12 protein-coding genes are annotated in these 15,027 nt (G+C 68.1%); 5 read left to right on the top strand and 7 right to left on the bottom strand.

From position 1 onward, the window contains the following. Nucleotides 1-374 precede the first annotated feature (374 nt). Nucleotides 375-2,528, top strand: a complete 2,154-nt coding sequence (metG, locus tag H3H55_RS13275; protein ID WP_193098850.1) for a methionine--tRNA ligase — start codon at nt 375-377, stop codon at nt 2,526-2,528. Between the two features lie 80 nt (nt 2,529-2,608). On the opposite strand, the gene H3H55_RS13280 is transcribed toward metG, so the two are convergent. From H3H55_RS13280 to H3H55_RS13295, 4 genes are all read right to left on the bottom strand, one after another. Continuing rightward, nucleotides 2,609-3,625 (bottom strand): methyltransferase, encoded by a 1,017-nt coding sequence (locus H3H55_RS13280; protein ID WP_193098851.1) that lies wholly within the window; start codon nt 3,623-3,625, stop codon nt 2,609-2,611. Continuing rightward, complete coding sequence (locus tag H3H55_RS13285; RefSeq protein ID WP_226800033.1) at nt 3,622-4,353, bottom strand: hypothetical protein; 732 nt, start codon at nt 4,351-4,353, stop codon at nt 3,622-3,624. The genes H3H55_RS13280 and H3H55_RS13285 overlap by 4 nt, the downstream gene beginning before the upstream one ends. 269 nt (nt 4,354-4,622) lie before the next feature. Continuing rightward, nucleotides 4,623-8,651, bottom strand: a complete 4,029-nt coding sequence (locus H3H55_RS13290) for a translocation/assembly module TamB domain-containing protein (protein WP_193098853.1) — start codon at nt 8,649-8,651, stop codon at nt 4,623-4,625. A 28-nt stretch (nt 8,652-8,679) separates the two neighbouring features. After that, nucleotides 8,680-10,494, bottom strand: coding sequence for an autotransporter assembly complex protein TamA (locus tag H3H55_RS13295; RefSeq protein WP_193098854.1), 1,815 nt, complete (start codon nt 10,492-10,494; stop codon nt 8,680-8,682). A 251-nt stretch (nt 10,495-10,745) separates the two neighbouring features. On the opposite strand from H3H55_RS13295, the gene H3H55_RS13300 reads away from it, so the two are divergent. The 4 genes from H3H55_RS13300 (at nt 10,746) to panD (ending at nt 13,341) form a co-directional block, all read left to right on the top strand. Further along, nucleotides 10,746-10,934, top strand: a complete 189-nt coding sequence (locus H3H55_RS13300) for a DUF3460 family protein (RefSeq protein WP_048250366.1) — start codon at nt 10,746-10,748, stop codon at nt 10,932-10,934. A 4-nt stretch (nt 10,935-10,938) separates the two neighbouring features. Continuing rightward, nucleotides 10,939-11,811, top strand: a complete 873-nt coding sequence (locus H3H55_RS13305; RefSeq protein WP_193098855.1) for a segregation and condensation protein A — start codon at nt 10,939-10,941, stop codon at nt 11,809-11,811. Nucleotides 11,812-12,070: 259 nt separating this feature from the next. After that, nucleotides 12,071-12,910, top strand: coding sequence for a pantoate--beta-alanine ligase (gene panC, locus H3H55_RS13310; protein ID WP_193098856.1), 840 nt, complete (start codon nt 12,071-12,073; stop codon nt 12,908-12,910). Nucleotides 12,911-12,954: 44 nt separating this feature from the next. Then, nucleotides 12,955-13,341 carry an aspartate 1-decarboxylase gene (panD, locus tag H3H55_RS13315; protein ID WP_031398432.1) on the top strand — a complete coding sequence of 129 codons (387 nt, stop codon included), beginning with the start codon at nt 12,955-12,957 and terminating at the stop codon, nt 13,339-13,341. A gap of 132 nt (nt 13,342-13,473) precedes the next feature. On the opposite strand, the gene H3H55_RS13320 is transcribed toward panD, so the two are convergent. From H3H55_RS13320 to H3H55_RS13330, 3 genes are all read right to left on the bottom strand, one after another. Continuing rightward, nucleotides 13,474-14,142, bottom strand: a complete 669-nt coding sequence (locus H3H55_RS13320) for a ParA family protein (protein ID WP_129512732.1) — start codon at nt 14,140-14,142, stop codon at nt 13,474-13,476. 124 nt (nt 14,143-14,266) lie between these two features. Beyond that, complete coding sequence (locus tag H3H55_RS13325) at nt 14,267-14,680, bottom strand: DoxX family protein (RefSeq protein ID WP_193098857.1); 414 nt, start codon at nt 14,678-14,680, stop codon at nt 14,267-14,269. 150 nt (nt 14,681-14,830) lie between these two features. Then, nucleotides 14,831-14,968, bottom strand: coding sequence for a hypothetical protein (locus H3H55_RS13330; RefSeq protein WP_164991965.1), 138 nt, complete (start codon nt 14,966-14,968; stop codon nt 14,831-14,833). Nucleotides 14,969-15,027: the final 59 nt, after the last annotated feature.

The raw sequence follows: 15,027 nt of genomic DNA on the forward strand, positions 1-15,027 counted from the left end.
CGCACGGCGAGGAGAACGCGCGGGCACGCCGCTCGCGCAGCCCCGCCGGACAAGGCGTCCGCCGGGGCCGGTAACAAATCGAAAAAAATTTCGAACTTCCGTCGCAGCCCGTGGTCAGTATTTACGGTACGCGGCTGGTGTTGCCGGCGCGTCACCATTCTCCTCTTGTCGTTGTTGCTCCGGGGCCGTATCCGCCCCGGTTTTTTTTGCCCGCGAAATTCGTGCTGCATCGCAACACATTACCGTCGGGCACGCCGTTCAAGCGGCCCCATCCCTTCGGGCGCCCGGTCGCGGCGCCTGCCGGCCTCGCTGGCCCGCGCCCCTGCTAGAATCGCACTTTCCCGTCGTTTTTCCGCTGTTCCTCTACAGACCCTATGTCCGCATCCGACCTCACTTCCGTGCAGGCTGCGGCGCCGCAAGGCAGCCGCCAGATCCTCGTTACGTCCGCACTGCCCTATGCCAACGGGCAGATCCACATCGGCCACCTGGTCGAGTACATCCAGACCGACATCTGGGTGCGGGCGCTGCGAATGCACGGCCATGAGGTCTACTACATCGGCGCCGACGATACGCACGGCACGCCTATCATGCTGCGCGCGGAGAAGGAAGGCCTGACGCCGAAGCAGCTGATCGACCGCGTGTGGACCGAGCACAAGCGCGACTTCGACAGCTTCGGCGTGTCGTTCGACAACTTCTACTCGACCGATTCGGACGAGAACCGCGTGCTGAGCGAGAAGATCTACCTCGCGTTGCAGGAAGCCGGCCTGATCGCCGAGCGTGAAATCGAGCAGGCGTACGACCCGGTCAAGGAAATGTTCCTGCCGGACCGTTTCATCAAGGGCGAGTGCCCGAAGTGCCACGCGAAGGACCAGTACGGCGACAACTGCGAAGTGTGCGGCTCGACCTACCTGCCGACCGAACTGCTGAACCCGTATTCGGTCGTGTCGGGCGCGACGCCGGTGCGCAAGAAGTCGAAGCACTACTTCTTCCGCCTGTCCGACCCGCGCTGCGAGTCGTTCCTGCGCGAATGGGTCAGCGGCCTCGCGCAGCCCGAAGCGACCAACAAGATGCGCGAATGGCTCGGCGAGGCCGGCGAGGCCAAGCTCGCCGACTGGGACATCTCGCGTGACGCGCCGTACTTCGGCTTCGAGATCCCGGGCGCGCCCGGCAAGTATTTCTACGTGTGGCTCGACGCGCCGGTCGGTTACTACGCGAGCTTCAAGAACCTGTGCGATCGCAACGGCATCGACTTCGATGCATGGATCCGCCCGGGCTCGAAGACCGAGCAGTATCACTTCATCGGCAAGGACATCCTGTACTTCCACACGCTGTTCTGGCCTGCGATGCTCGAGTTCTCGGGCCACCGCACGCCGACCAACGTGTTCGCGCACGGCTTCCTGACGGTCGACGGCGCGAAGATGTCGAAGTCGCGCGGCACGTTCATCACCGCGCAGAGCTACATCGACACGGGCCTGAACCCCGAATGGCTGCGCTACTACTTCGCGGCGAAGCTGAACGCGACGATGGAAGATCTCGACCTGAACCTCGACGACTTCCAGGCGCGCGTGAACAGCGACCTCGTCGGCAAGTACGTGAACATCGCGAGCCGCGCGGCGGGCTTCCTGATCAAGCGCTTCGACGGCCGCGTGCAGGACAGCGCGATGAACCATCCGCTCGTCGCGAAGCTGCGCGATGCCATCCCGCAGATCGCCGCGAACTATGAAGCACGCGAATACGGCCGCGCGCTGCGCCACACGATGGAGCTCGCGGACGAAGTGAATGCGTACGTCGACGGCGCGAAGCCGTGGGATCTCGCAAAGGATCCCGCCAATGCGGTCGCGCTGCACGAAACCTGCAGCGTAAGCCTCGAGGCGTTCCGCCTGCTGTCGCTCGCGCTGAAGCCGGTGATGCCGCGCGTCGCCGAATCGGTCGAGGCGTTCTTCGGGATCGCGCCGCTCGTGTGGGCCGATGCGGCGAACCCGCTGTCGTCGGAACAGCCGATCAAGGCGTACCAGCACCTGATGACGCGCGTCGACGCGAAGCAGATCGAAGCGCTGCTCGCAGCGAACCGCGATTCGCTGCAGGCCGAGGCAACCGGTGCGGCTGCTGCGAGCGCGGGCGCCGCGAAGGACGCGAAGAACGCCAAGGCGAACGCGAAGCCGGCCGTCGTGAACGGCGCCGACGACGCTCCCATCTCGATCGATGATTTCGCGAAGATCGACCTGCGCATCGCGAAGATCGTCGCGTGCCAGGCCGTCGAAGGCTCGGACAAGCTGCTGCAGCTCACGCTCGACGTCGGCGAGGAAAAGACCCGCAACGTGTTCTCGGGCATCAAGTCCGCGTACCAGCCCGAGCAGCTCGTCGGCAAGCTGACGGTGATGGTCGCGAACCTCGCGCCGCGCAAGATGAAGTTCGGCCTGTCGGAAGGGATGGTGCTCGCTGCATCGGCCACCGACGAGAAGGCCGAGCCGGGCCTCTACATCCTCGAGCCGCACAGCGGCGCGAAGCCCGGCATGCGTGTGAAGTAACGCGAGCGCACCGCCGCCTGCGCAAAGCCCCGCACGATGCGTGCGGGGCTTTTTTCATGCGCGTCGCCTCACGCACATCGTCACGGCTTCAGGCCCGTGACGAGGCTGTAATCGCCAAAACTCGGCACGGTCCCGATCGAAAAGAAACCCGCATCCGCGAGCAGCGCTTCGAGTTCGCGCGCCGAGTACTGCTCGCCCTGTGTCCACCCGAGCATCATCAGGCTGTATGCGGGCGCGGCGAGCGGCCCGCTCTTGTCGTCACGATAGAGCACCTCGTGCAGCACGATGCGCCCGCCCGGCGGCATGGCGTCGAAACTCTTGCGCGCGAGAAACGCATTACGCTCGGCCGGCCAGTCGTGAAAGATGTTCGAATAAAAATGCAGGTCGGCGTCGGGAAACGGGTCGCGCCACATGTCGCCCGCATGCAGCGCGACACGCCCCTGCCATTGCGGCCCGCCAACGAACTGCGCGGCCAGTTCGCACCCCGTCGGCAGATCGAACAGCGTCGCGCGCAACGCGGGCCACGCCGCCAGCGCGCCCTTGATGTGCGCGCCGGAACCGCCGCCGATGTCGAGCATGTGCCGATGCGCGCCGAGATCGATGCGCGTCGGCCACACCGGCGCATGCGATGCGCTCAGGCTCTCCATCGCGCGCATGAAGCGCATGCCGAGTTCGGTTTGCTGCTCATGGGAGCGGAAGATGTCCGCGTCGCCATACGCGCGCGGCGCGTCGCGCCGCAACGCGGCCTCGAGCCCCGCCACCGAAAACGTATCGGCGTTGTCGTACATCAGATCCCAGAAGGCGCCGAAGTACGTCGGACTCCGTTCGAGCAGCAGGTCCTCGCCCAGCGACGTCAGCGCATAACGATCGGCTTCGCGCCGCGCGAAGCCCAGCGCGACCGCGAGATTCGCCAGCGCCTCGGTCGGCCGACGCGCGAGCCCGAGCGCGTCGCCGAGTGCCGCAACGGTCGCCGGTCCGTCACCGAGACGGCGAAAGAGGCCGAGCCGATGCGCGATCAGCATCGCGGGCCCGACGAACAGACCGCGCGCGATATCGTACGCGGCGCGGTCGTCGTGACGCGGCGGCTCGGCGCTCATGACATGCTCCGCACGGCCTGCACGGCCTGCACGGCATCGGGCCTGACAGCCGCCACATCGATCTGCCGCGCGGCTTCGTGCGTCCACGCGGTGAAGGCGCGAAACACGCGATCGACGAGCGCGATGCAGCGCGTGCGGCGGTCGCTGTCCAGCGCGATCGATACGAGTTCCGCGTGCTCGCCGTTCTGCAGATGGCCCGACTCGAGCGCGAAATGAAACGCACCGAGGTAACGCAGCTCGCGTCCCGTCTGCGCGCGTACCTGCCCGGCCACGCGCGTCGTGAGCGCGAACAGCACGTTGCCGGTCTCCTCGATCGCTTCGACGACGGCAAGGCGCTCGACACCGTCCGCGTCGGCGACGATCGCGCACAGCTCGTACATCAGCAGGCGGCTGCGACAGGTTCGCTCGCTCCACAGCATGCGCAGCGCATCGGTCGTCGTCGTCGCATCGTTCCAGCCGAGCGTCTCGACATCCTCGAGAAACCACGGCCAGTGATGGTCGTCCTCGCGCGTATGCGCGTTCACGCGAGCCTGGTGCGCATCGGCCGGCGGTTCCACGCGCAGCACGTAGCGATTCAGGTCGCCGAACGCCATCACGAAGAACGCAAAGCCGCGCATGAATTCGAGTCGCACGAGCGGCGGCAGGCGATCGTTTCGCAACCGGTCGAACAACGGAAGATTCTCGTAGTCGCGCCTGTTCCGCCTCACGTGGGCCAGTACCGCTTCCATCGGCGTGCTCCTGCGTGACGCCATCGACGCAGGCGTGACGCAACGGGCGGAGGCTGCCGCGCCCGCCGATCGTATCGCCCCGTGCCCATCGCGTATCGTTGACGAAATCGAAACGCCAACCCGCATTGCGTCGCACATCGGCTCCGCGCAGGTCGCGCGAACGAGATCAATCTAGAAGGAATTGATCGAATGTCAAGAAAGCGCGCTCAAACCGCACGCAGCTGAAACAATCGGCGCGGGAACGGCATGGGCGCCGCCCGCGCCCGCCGTCACCGTTGCCCGAACCAGCGGTCGAAGCGCCGCGTGTAGTTCAGGTCGACGCCCTGGAACGTGCCGCCGTACGCGGACACCGACCAGAAACGCGACAGGTTGATCGTCGCCTTGAACGCGTTGCTCGCCGACTGCAGGCCCTGCTCGAAGCCGAGCACGAAACGCTCGTTGATCGCCTTCGACACCAGCACGACCTGCGGATCGGTCAGGCCGACTTCGCTGCGGCCGATCGATACTTCGTCGAGACCGAAGGTCTGCGCGACGCGCTTGCCGGTCACGCTGCCGAGCAGCCCGAGCGCCGCCGTCATCGCACCCTGCTGGCCGACGTTGTTGCCCTGGTCGGTGCCGTGCCCGAACAGCAGCCACGACAGCTTCTCGTTGTCCGTGACGTTCGGCTCGGACACCAGCTTGACCGTCAGCGACTGGATCGTGCCCGTCACCTGCACGCCGGCCTCGACCTCCTGGTTGCGCCGCATCGCAAGGATGTTGACGCCCGGGTTCGACACCGGGCCGTTGAACGTGAAGAAGCCGTTCTCGATCGCGAGCTTGCGGCCGAACGACGTGTACGTCGATCCTTCGGTCACGCGTACATTGCCGACCGCGCGCAGCGGCACGCCCGGCGCGCTCATCACGGTGATCGTGCCGCGCAACCCGAGATCCGCGCCATGGCCCTTGAAGCGGAAGTCGTTGCCGAGGCCGATGTCGATGTTCGCGCGCGGCGCGAGTGACGGTGCCGGCTTGTCCGCGGCCGCCTGCGGCTTCGCGACCGCGGTGCCCGTCGGCGTGTCGCCGCGCACCGTGCCGTCCGGCTGCACGATCACGACATCGTCGGACAGGCGCGGCGCCGAGTCCTCGGGCAGATCGAACAGCGCGCGGTCGACGACGAACTTGCCGTCGATCGACAGCGCGCCGCGCGGCCCGTCGTTCGCGACCGTCGCCTTGCCCGACAGCGACAGCTTGCGATCCGGCGCCGCGAACAGTTCGAGCTTGTCCGCGACGATGCTCGCGGTCAGGTCGGGCGCCTCGCCGTCGAGGCGCACGCGGCCGAGCACGCGCAGCGTGCCGTCGCCGCCGTGGAACTCGACCTGCTGGAATTCGACGAGGTTCTCCGCGAGCTTCACGCGCACGATGCCGTCCTTCAGCTGGACGCCCTGGTCGACGAGCGTCGCGGACAGGTCGTCGCCCGTCAGCATCCCCGACAGGTTCGGCTTCGCCGGCGTGCCGGCGACCGTCAGCTTCAGCGCCGCGCGCCCGCCGAGCAGGTAACTCGGCCCGAACAGGTTGCCGGTCGTCTTCAGCGCCGGGATGTCGGCGTCGATGCGGCCCGCCAGCGGACCATCGTCGACGACGCCGAACACGCCGTCGCGCAACGCGAACGGCACCGTGACATTGGCATCGAGCGTGCCGATCCGGTTCGCCTTCGCGAGCGCCGTCACGTTGAGCCGGTTGCCGGGCGCGAAGCTCGCGCGCGCGGACAGGTCGGTCAGCCCGAGCGACGCGATGCCGCGCCCGCTCTCGATCGTCACGTCGCCGCCGCGGCGCTTCACCTGCACGTAGCCCGTCGCGTTCGCGCCGAGCGAGAAATCCCAGTCGGCGTCGAGCACGACGTCGGTCCGCAGCGGCGGTCGCTGGCCCGTCAGCTCCTGGCGGACCTCGAGGAAACGCGCGACCGACGCGCCGCTCACGGAACCCGCCGAGCGCATCTGGCCGTGATCGAACACGAACGACTTCAGGTCGATCGCCGCGCCTTCGAGCGTGAGCCGCGTCGCGCCGAGCGTCACGCGGCCGGCGCCGGCCGACACGGTAAGCGGCGCCTGCAGCGCGATGGCTGGCGTGCCGCGGTTCGCGAGACGCGTGACGGTGCCGTCCCAGCGCATGCCGTCGCGGTTCTCGACCACGCCGCCGTTTGCCGCGAGCGTCACGTCGATCACGCGCCCGCCGGCGATCCCGAGCGCCGATGCGTCGAGCGTATGTTTCGCACGCGTGCCGTCGAGGTTCGCGCGCAGCGATTTCAGCTTCAGCGAGCCGAGCGCGATGTCGCTTGCGTCGGCCGTGAACACGAGCGCGCCGTGCGCACCGTCGCGGATATCCGCGCGGCCCTGCGCGGCGCCGATCCGGTTCGATCCGACGACGACGTGCTCGGCCTTGTAGGTGCCCGTCACGTTCGGGTGCGCGAAGCTGCCGGTCAGGTCGCCCTGCGCCTGCACGAGCCCTTCCACGCCGAAGCCGAGCCGGTCGAGTTGCGGCGCGTCGACGACGAAGCGCAGCCGGTCGCCGGGCGCGCCGAAGCTGCCGCGCAGGTCGACGTGGTTGCCCGCGATCGACAGGTTCGCGTTGCTCGGCAGGATCCGCGAGCCGGCGAGCTGCACGACGCCGGCGCCGGTCAGCGGCACGCCGTCGTACAGGCTGTCGCCGAGCTTGAAGGTCGCCTTCGTCGACACCTGCGGCGCAAACGCGCCCGATGCGGTCAGCGTGCCCGACACGCGCGTCTCGCCGCGCGTGGCCGGCGCCTTGGCCGCCTTGCCGCCGGCCTTCGGCGCGCTCATCGCGGCGAGCAGCAGCGGATCGAATGCCGTCAGCGTCGCCTTCGCGTCGTAGCTCGAATGCGCGTCGTGGCGGAACACGCCGGTCAGGTCGATACGGCCCTTGCCCGCGGTCACGCGCGCGTCGGTCAGCACGGTCTGCTGCGGCGTCAGCGCGACCTTCGCGCGCGCGCCGAGCGCGAGCTTCGGGTCGTTCAGGTTGAAATCGACGGTCGTCACGTCACCCGCGAGCGTCACGCCGAGCGGGCCGCCCAGGCGCATCGGCCGCAGCTCGGCGACGAACGCGTTCAGGTCGAGGTTCGCGGTCTTCAGGTCGAAGCGGCCCTTGCCGCCCGTCAGCGTGCCGCTGCCCGTCACGCTGCCGTCGCGGATCAGTTTCAGCGCGAGATCGTCGATCCGCTGCGCGTGCGCGTCGAGATGCACGGTCGCGCGCGCGTCGATCACCGGCAGCAGGTGGTCGCCGAGCGTGCCGGGCTTCGCGTTGACGATCGACACCGGGCCCGTCACCGCGAACCCCTTCGCGGGCGCGGTGCCGGCCGGTGCCGTGACGGGCGCGAGTTCCGCGCGCACCGCGAGATCGGCGGCCGGCGCGCCGGGCGCGAGCGCCTGCGGGTTCACGTGATCGAATGCGAGCGACGCGCGCGTGAGCGGCACCGTGCCGAACGGCGCGGCCTCGACGTGCGCGCGCCCGTTCAGCTTCATCCCGCTCGCATCGACGTCGGCGACGAGCGCCTCGAGCGAGCCCGACACGCGGGCCCGCGCGTCGACCGGCTCGTCGGACAGCTTGCCCGCGTAGGTCGCTTCGCCGGTCAGCGCGAACGGCTTCACGCCGTCGAGCTTCGCACGGGCGGTCAGCGCGCCGAACGGCGTATCGACGCCGTCGAGCACGAGTTCATGGTGACGGCCGTCGCTGCGGCCGTTCAGCGCGAGGTGGTCGAGCTGCGTCGTCGAACCGCCGTCGTGGATCGCGAGGTGATCGACACGCAGGTCGTCGATCCGCAATTGCAGCGGCAGGCTCAGGTCCTGCGGCGTCGTGCTCGGCGTCGACGGCCCCGGCGCGATCCGCACGTCGATCGTGCCGGCACGCAGATAGGCGATGGACAGCCGCCACGGCGCGCGGGTCAGTGCCCAGCGGCCGTCGAGCCGGTCGATGCGGATTTCGGTGCCGGTGCCGTCGGGGCTCGTCCACGCGAACCCGCGCAACCGCACGCCGGTCGCAAGCGAGCCGCCTTCGAGCGTGCCCGCGAGCCGCGCACCGAGCACGCGCTCGGCCGCCTGCCAAGCAAGCCGCGTGCCGCGCTCGGTCGTCACCGCGGCCAGCACGAGCCCGGCCGCCAGCACGACGAGCAACACGACCGTCGCGAGCGTCCACGCGACGACGCGCACCGCGCGCCCGCGGCGCGGCGCATGCGGCGGCGTGTCGGGCGCGCCGTCGGGCGAGTCCGGATCGTGAGGCGGCAGCGTGTCGTTCGGGTCCTTCGTCATGCGGTTGGTCGTCGATGAAGCGGTACGGTCAGAAAGCGATGCCGAGCGTCAGGTACGGGCGCACGCTATGGTTGCGCAACCCGTATGCGACGTCGACGTTGATCGGGCCGACGGGGCTGCGCCAGCGCGCGCCGATGCCGACGCCCGGGTAGAACACCTTCTCGCCCCACGCATCGGTCGCGGTGCCGATGTCGAAGAACGTCGCGGCGCCCCAGTCGCGGTTGAACCAGTGCTGGTATTCGGCGGTGCCCGTCACCAGGTACTTGGTCGGCAGCACGGAGCCGTCGACGCTGTTGCCGATGCTCTGGTAACCGTAGCCGCGCACCGAGTTCGAGCCGCCCGCGCGAAACAGCAGCGACGCCGGCACGCCGGACGAGCTGCCGCTCGTGAACACGCCGCCGAGCTCCGCGCGGAACACGAACAGGTCGCGCTTGCCGATCGGCAGGTATTGCTGGCCGCGCGCGTAACCGCGGATGAAGGTCTGGTCGGTCAGCGCGCCCTTGACCGCGAAGCCGGCCTCCGCGTGGATCAGGTTGCCCGAACGCGGAAACAGCGGATCGTCGACGTTGCGGCGCGTCCATGCCCACTGCGGCACGAGCGCGTGGCTCGTGGTCGGCCCCGCGCCGTTCTGGTCGAGCCGGTCCTGGTAGAACATCAGCGAATACGAATAGTCGATGAACTGCCCGGTGCGCGTGCGCTGCGCGCCGACCCGCGCGCTGTAGATGCGCGTGTCCGACACGTTGGTATTCGTATAGGACGCGAGCACGCTGTTGGTCCAGCCCTTCTCGCCCGGCGGCATCGACAGCTGGACCTGCCCGTATTGCTGGATCTGGTCGAGCCGGCCCGACACGGTCAGCGGCCACGCGGCGCCGAACGTGTCGAGATACGTATAGGAGCCCTGCACATGCGGCCCGGTATCGGTTGCGAAGCCGACACCGCCGCGGATGTTGTTGTACGGGAACTCGCTGACCTTCACGTGCACGGGCGTGAGCGCGGGCTTCGCCGTATCGTCGCCGACGTCGATCGCGACGCTCGCGTAGTACGGCGTGTTCTGCAACTGCCGCTGCAGTTCGGTGATCCGCTGCACGTCGTAGATCTCGCCTTCCGACAGCGGATTGACGTTCGTGACGATCTTCTCCGGATAACGGCGCACGCCGTCGACGTCGACCTTGCCGATCGTAAACGTCGCGCCGCTGTCGAACGTGACCGCGAGCGTCGCGCGCCGCGTGCGCGGGTCGATGCGCGCCTCGGACGACGCGATCTTCGCGCCGAGATAACGACGCGACTGCAGTTGCTTGAGCGCCGCGCCCTTCGCGCCGTCCCAGTCGGACTGCGTGAACGGGTCGCCGGGCTTCATCGAGAACGCGAAACGGGTCGCGGCCTCCTGCTTCGGATCCTCGGTGTCGATGGGCCCCTTGAACGTCAGGTCGACCGTCGACACGACGGTCTGCGGCCCCGGATCGACCGCGATGCGCACGTCGCGCTTGCCGTTGCGCGTGCGCACGTCGGTGCGCACGACCGGCGAGAAATAACCGGCCGTCGCGGTCAGGTCGCGCACCTGTTGCGGCGTGGCGGTCACGAGGAAGTCGAACTGGTCGTCGCTGATGTCGTCGCGCTTCGCGAAGCGCGCGATATCGAGATGCGACTTGAGCAGCTTGCGGACCGAACGCGGCGCGTCGATGTCGACGTCGTACTTCGCGAGGGCCGGCAGCGCGAAAAACGCGGCGACGCAACCCGCGAAGGTTACCCGCGCGACGCGGGCCGCGGCGCCGGCGCGGTTGCGTTCCGTGCGCGCGCCGGTGTCATGTGCCGTGTGTGCTTGCTGGTTCGACTGCCCCGCCAAATATGACCTCGCCCTCGGTTGTCACGGTTTCGTGGAAACCCCGTATTTGACCACAGGGCAGCAGCCATGCCCGCACGGGCGCCGCTTTGACGCTTGCGCGCAACGGCGCGCGCACGGCCCGCCCGCCGCACCGCAAGCGCCGGCCCGCGGATTCGACGCGCGATTGGCGCCGGCTGTTCCCCGCGATGCGGTAAAATCCCGCCATTGCGAATCCGGCGCATCGTGCGCCGCCTGAAACGGAAAATCCAGCCATGCCGTACCAGTCCGACGTCACGCAGTTCCTGAACCAGCTCAAGCAGCAGAAGCCGACGCTCGAGGAAGAGCAGCGCAAGGGCCGTTCCCTGCTGTGGGACAAGCAGCCGATCGACCTCGAAGAGCGCGCCGACCAGCAGGAATCGGGCGTGAAGCAAACGTCGTACGTCTACTACCAGAACTTCTGACGACGTGAGCGCCGCCGACGAGGCCAGCGCCGCCCGGCAGGACGACGCGGTCGCCGCGCCCGCGGGCGCCGATTCGACGCCCGACACGGTCGACGGCGTCGCGGCGTTCGCTCGCCTGTACGGCGAGCCGCTCTTCAAGCTGCCGCAGGATCTCTACATCCCGCCCGATGCGCTCGAGATCTTCCTCGAGACGTTCGAAGGCCCGCTCGACCTGCTGCTCTACCTGATCCGCAAGCAGAACTTCAACGTGCTCGACATCCCGATGGCGCAGGTCACCGCGCAATATCTGGGTTATGTCGACCAGATCCGCACGACGAACCTCGAGCTGGCGGCCGAGTACCTGCTGATGGCCGCGATGCTGATCGAGATCAAGTCGCGGATGCTGCTGCCGGTCAAGAAGGCCGACAGCGGCGAGGAAGCCGAGGATCCGCGCGCCGAACTCGTGCGCCGCCTGCTCGAATACGAGCAGATGAAGCTCGCCGCGCAGCGTCTCGACCAGCTGCCGCAGCTCGGCCGCGATTTCCTGCGCGCCGAGGTCTACATCGAGCAGAGCGTCACGCCGCGCTTCCCCGACGTGAATTCGGACGACCTGCGCGGCGCGTGGGCCGACGTGCTCAAGCGCGCGAAGCTCGTCCAGCACCACAAGATCTCCCGCGAGGAGCTGTCGGTGCGCGAACACATGAGCCTGATCCTGCGCCGGCTGCAGAATGCGCGCTTCATGGAGTTCGCCGACCTGTTCGACACGTCGCGCGGCGTGCCGGTCGTCGTCGTGAATTTCATCGCGATGCTCGAACTCGCGCGCGAATCGCTCCTCGAGATCACCCAGGCCGAGCCGTTCGCGCCGATCTACGTGCGCCTCGCGTACCTGCCCGCGTAAGGCCCGCACCCGCCCTTCCGGTTTTCCCGATGCATGCCGACACCCGCCGCTTCGCCGCGGCGGGTGGCCGTGCGCCCGGTTCCGGCACGCCCGATTAAAAAGTGAACGATCGTACTTTTTTCGATGCGTTTGGCGGCCAAATCCTCTACAATCCGCCGACGCCCGATGCGCCGCCCGCGCGCCGGCGTTCTCCGCTTCGACCCCGACGCCGCTGCCGCGGCGCCAACGCGCGCATGCGCGAGGAACCCGCTACCCGATCATGAAAGTCATCAGCTCGATCCAGGAACTGCGCGACCAGCTGCGCGGACAGAACCGCACGGCGTTCGTGCCGACGATGGGCAACCTGCACGAAGGGCACCTGTCGCTGATGCGCCTCGCGCGCCAGCACGGCGACCCGGTCGTGGCGAGCATCTTCGTCAACCGGCTGCAATTCGGCCCGAACGAGGATTTCGACAAGTATCCGCGCACGCTCCAGGACGATATCGAGAAGCTGCAGAAGGAAAACGTCTACGTGCTGTTCGCGCCGACCGAGCGCGACATGTACCCGGAACCGCAGGAATACCGCGTGCTGCCGCCGGACGATCTCGGCGGGATCCTCGAGGGCGAATTCCGGCCCGGCTTCTTCACCGGCGTGTGCACGGTCGTGTCGAAACTGATGGCGTGCGTGCAACCGCGCGTCGCCGTGTTCGGCAAGAAGGACTACCAGCAGCTGATGATCGTGCGCCGCATGTGCCAGCAGCTCGCGCTGCCGGTCGACATCATCGCCGCCGAAACCGTGCGCGACGAGGATGGCCTCGCGCTGTCGTCGCGCAACCGCTACCTGTCGGCCGACGAGCGCCGGGAGGCGCCCGAGCTCGCGAAGACGCTGCAGCGCATGCGCGAAAGCCTGCTCGCCGGCGAGCGCGACCTCGGCAAGCTCGAACAACAGGCACGCACGCACCTGGCCGATCGCGGCTGGGCGCCCGACTACCTGTCGATCCGCCGCCGCGCGAACCTGATCGCGCCAAGCGCCGCCGAACTCGAAGCCGGCGAGCCGCTCGTCGTGGTCGCGGCCGCGAAGCTGGGCGCGACGCGCCTCATCGACAACCTCGAAATCTGACGGGCCGCCCGCCCGCGCCTCTCACGACGCATCACGGAGACACCATGCAGCGCCACATGCTCAAATCGAAGATCCACCGCGCGGCAGTCACGCACTGCGAGCTGCACTACGAAGGTTCGTGCGCGATCGACGAAGACCTGCTCGAAGCATCGAACATCGTCGAAAACGAACGGATCGACATCTGGAACATCAACAACGGCGAGCGCTTCTCGACGTACGCGATCAAGGGCGAGCGCGGCAGCGGGATGATTTCGCTGAACGGCTCGGCCGCGCGCCGCGCGCAGCTCGGCGACCTCGTGATCATCGCGGCGTTCGCGATGGTCGACGAAGCCGAACTGCAGGCCGGCTGGAAGCCGAAGCTCGTGTTCATCGACGACGGCAACAAGATCAAGGGCCACCGCGATCACGTGCCGACGCAGAACTGGACGTAACGCGATGGGCCGCCTGCGTGCCATGTGCGCAGGCGGAAGCGGCTGCGCCGCTTGCAGTCGAAGGGCCTGATCCCGTGCCGCACAGGATCAGGCCCTTTCTCATTGGGTCGCGCCGGCCCGACGGCCGCGCGCTCAGGAAGCCTTGGCGGCCTTGGCGACCTTCTCTGCCTTCGGCGCGCGGCGTTCCGCCCATTCGACGATCGGCCGCCACTGTTCGAGATCCTTGTCGACGCGGCTCTTCGCGACGTCCCACAGCGTGAGGCCGTGCGCGGCGATCTGCACGTAGTTCTGCGTGTCGCGCACGTAGCCGAGCACCGGCAGGCCGAGCCCTTCGACGAACCGGTGCAACTGGTCGGACGAGCGCGTGCGCGCATCGACCCGCATCCCGACGATCCCGACCTCGACGCTGCCCTTGCGCACGGCCTTCTCTTCGGCGAGGCGCTCCAGAAACTGCTGGGTCGCGAGAATATCGAACATCGACGGCTGCAGCGGCACGATCACCTTGTCAGCCAGTTGCAGCGCAACGTTGAGCCGGTTGCCGTGCAGGCCGGCCGGCGTATCGATCACCGCATATTCGAGGCCGCGCGGCGGCTTCGACGGCGCGTCCGGATCGAGGTCCCACGCCTCGATCGCCGGCAAGCCGGCCGGCCGCAGGTCGAGCCACGCATGCGCGGACTGCTGCCGGTCCAGATCGGCGAGCGCGACCCACGCGCCCTGCGCCGCGAAATAGCCGGCAAGATTGGTGGACAGCGTGCTCTTCCCCACGCCGCCCTTCGGATTCGCCACCACGATCACCGTCATGAATTCCCCCGAAAAAGCCACGCGGCGCCCGCCGCATGGCAGGCGCCGCTCGATTGCGGATACAGGGAGCGATGATATCGGCAAACAGGGGGTCACCGGAACGGGTTGCGCCGCAGCGCGCCGCTTACGCGCGCTGAGCCGCGGCCTCCCGCGCGCCGATCGCGAATGCGCCGCCGCCCAGCAGCGCCTGCACGGCAAGCGTGACGGCCCAGAACGCCGGATATTCCCAGCCGCCGTGCGGCGACGAAAAGCCCCAGCCGTTCGGCAGATGCGCGGCGGTCGCGCCGAGCATGAACGGCAGCAGCACGAGCGCGGCGACACGCACGCGGAACCCCGCAAGCAGCGCCAGGCCGCCCGCCAGTTCGACGAAGGTCGTCAGGTATGCGAGCCAGCCCGGCAGGCCGATCGACGCGAAAAACTGCGCGGTGCCGGGCAGCGTGAAGACAAACACCTTCTGCGCGACGTGCGCGAGGTACAGCACGCCGAGCGCGACACGCAGCAGCGTCGCGCCGAAATCGTTCAGGCGATGGGGGTTCATGGCGGATTCCTTCGTGAGTGGATGAGAATGGATCGCACTCTATTCGAATCTATTTCGCCGATAAACACGCCAATCCGCTTTAACTGATTCTCAAATGGAACGAATCAGGTCATAAAAAAGGGCATGACCGATCATGCCCCGATGCGAACCTCAGTAACCGCTTTTGCCTTGAGACGAATCAGCGCCGGACGGGCTGCCGCCCGCGCTGTACGAATCGCACGCGTGCGCATAGGCCGACGCGCCCAGCAGCGCCGCCAGCAGCACGCTCCACCACCACCGAACCTTCATCGTCGCACTCCTCCGGACGAACCACCGCCCACCTGTGTTGTACGCGATCCGGCGGAAAA

This window comes from Burkholderia sp. Z1 (assembly GCF_014893795.1).
Classification (GTDB): Bacteria; Pseudomonadota; Gammaproteobacteria; order Burkholderiales; family Burkholderiaceae; genus Burkholderia; species Burkholderia theae.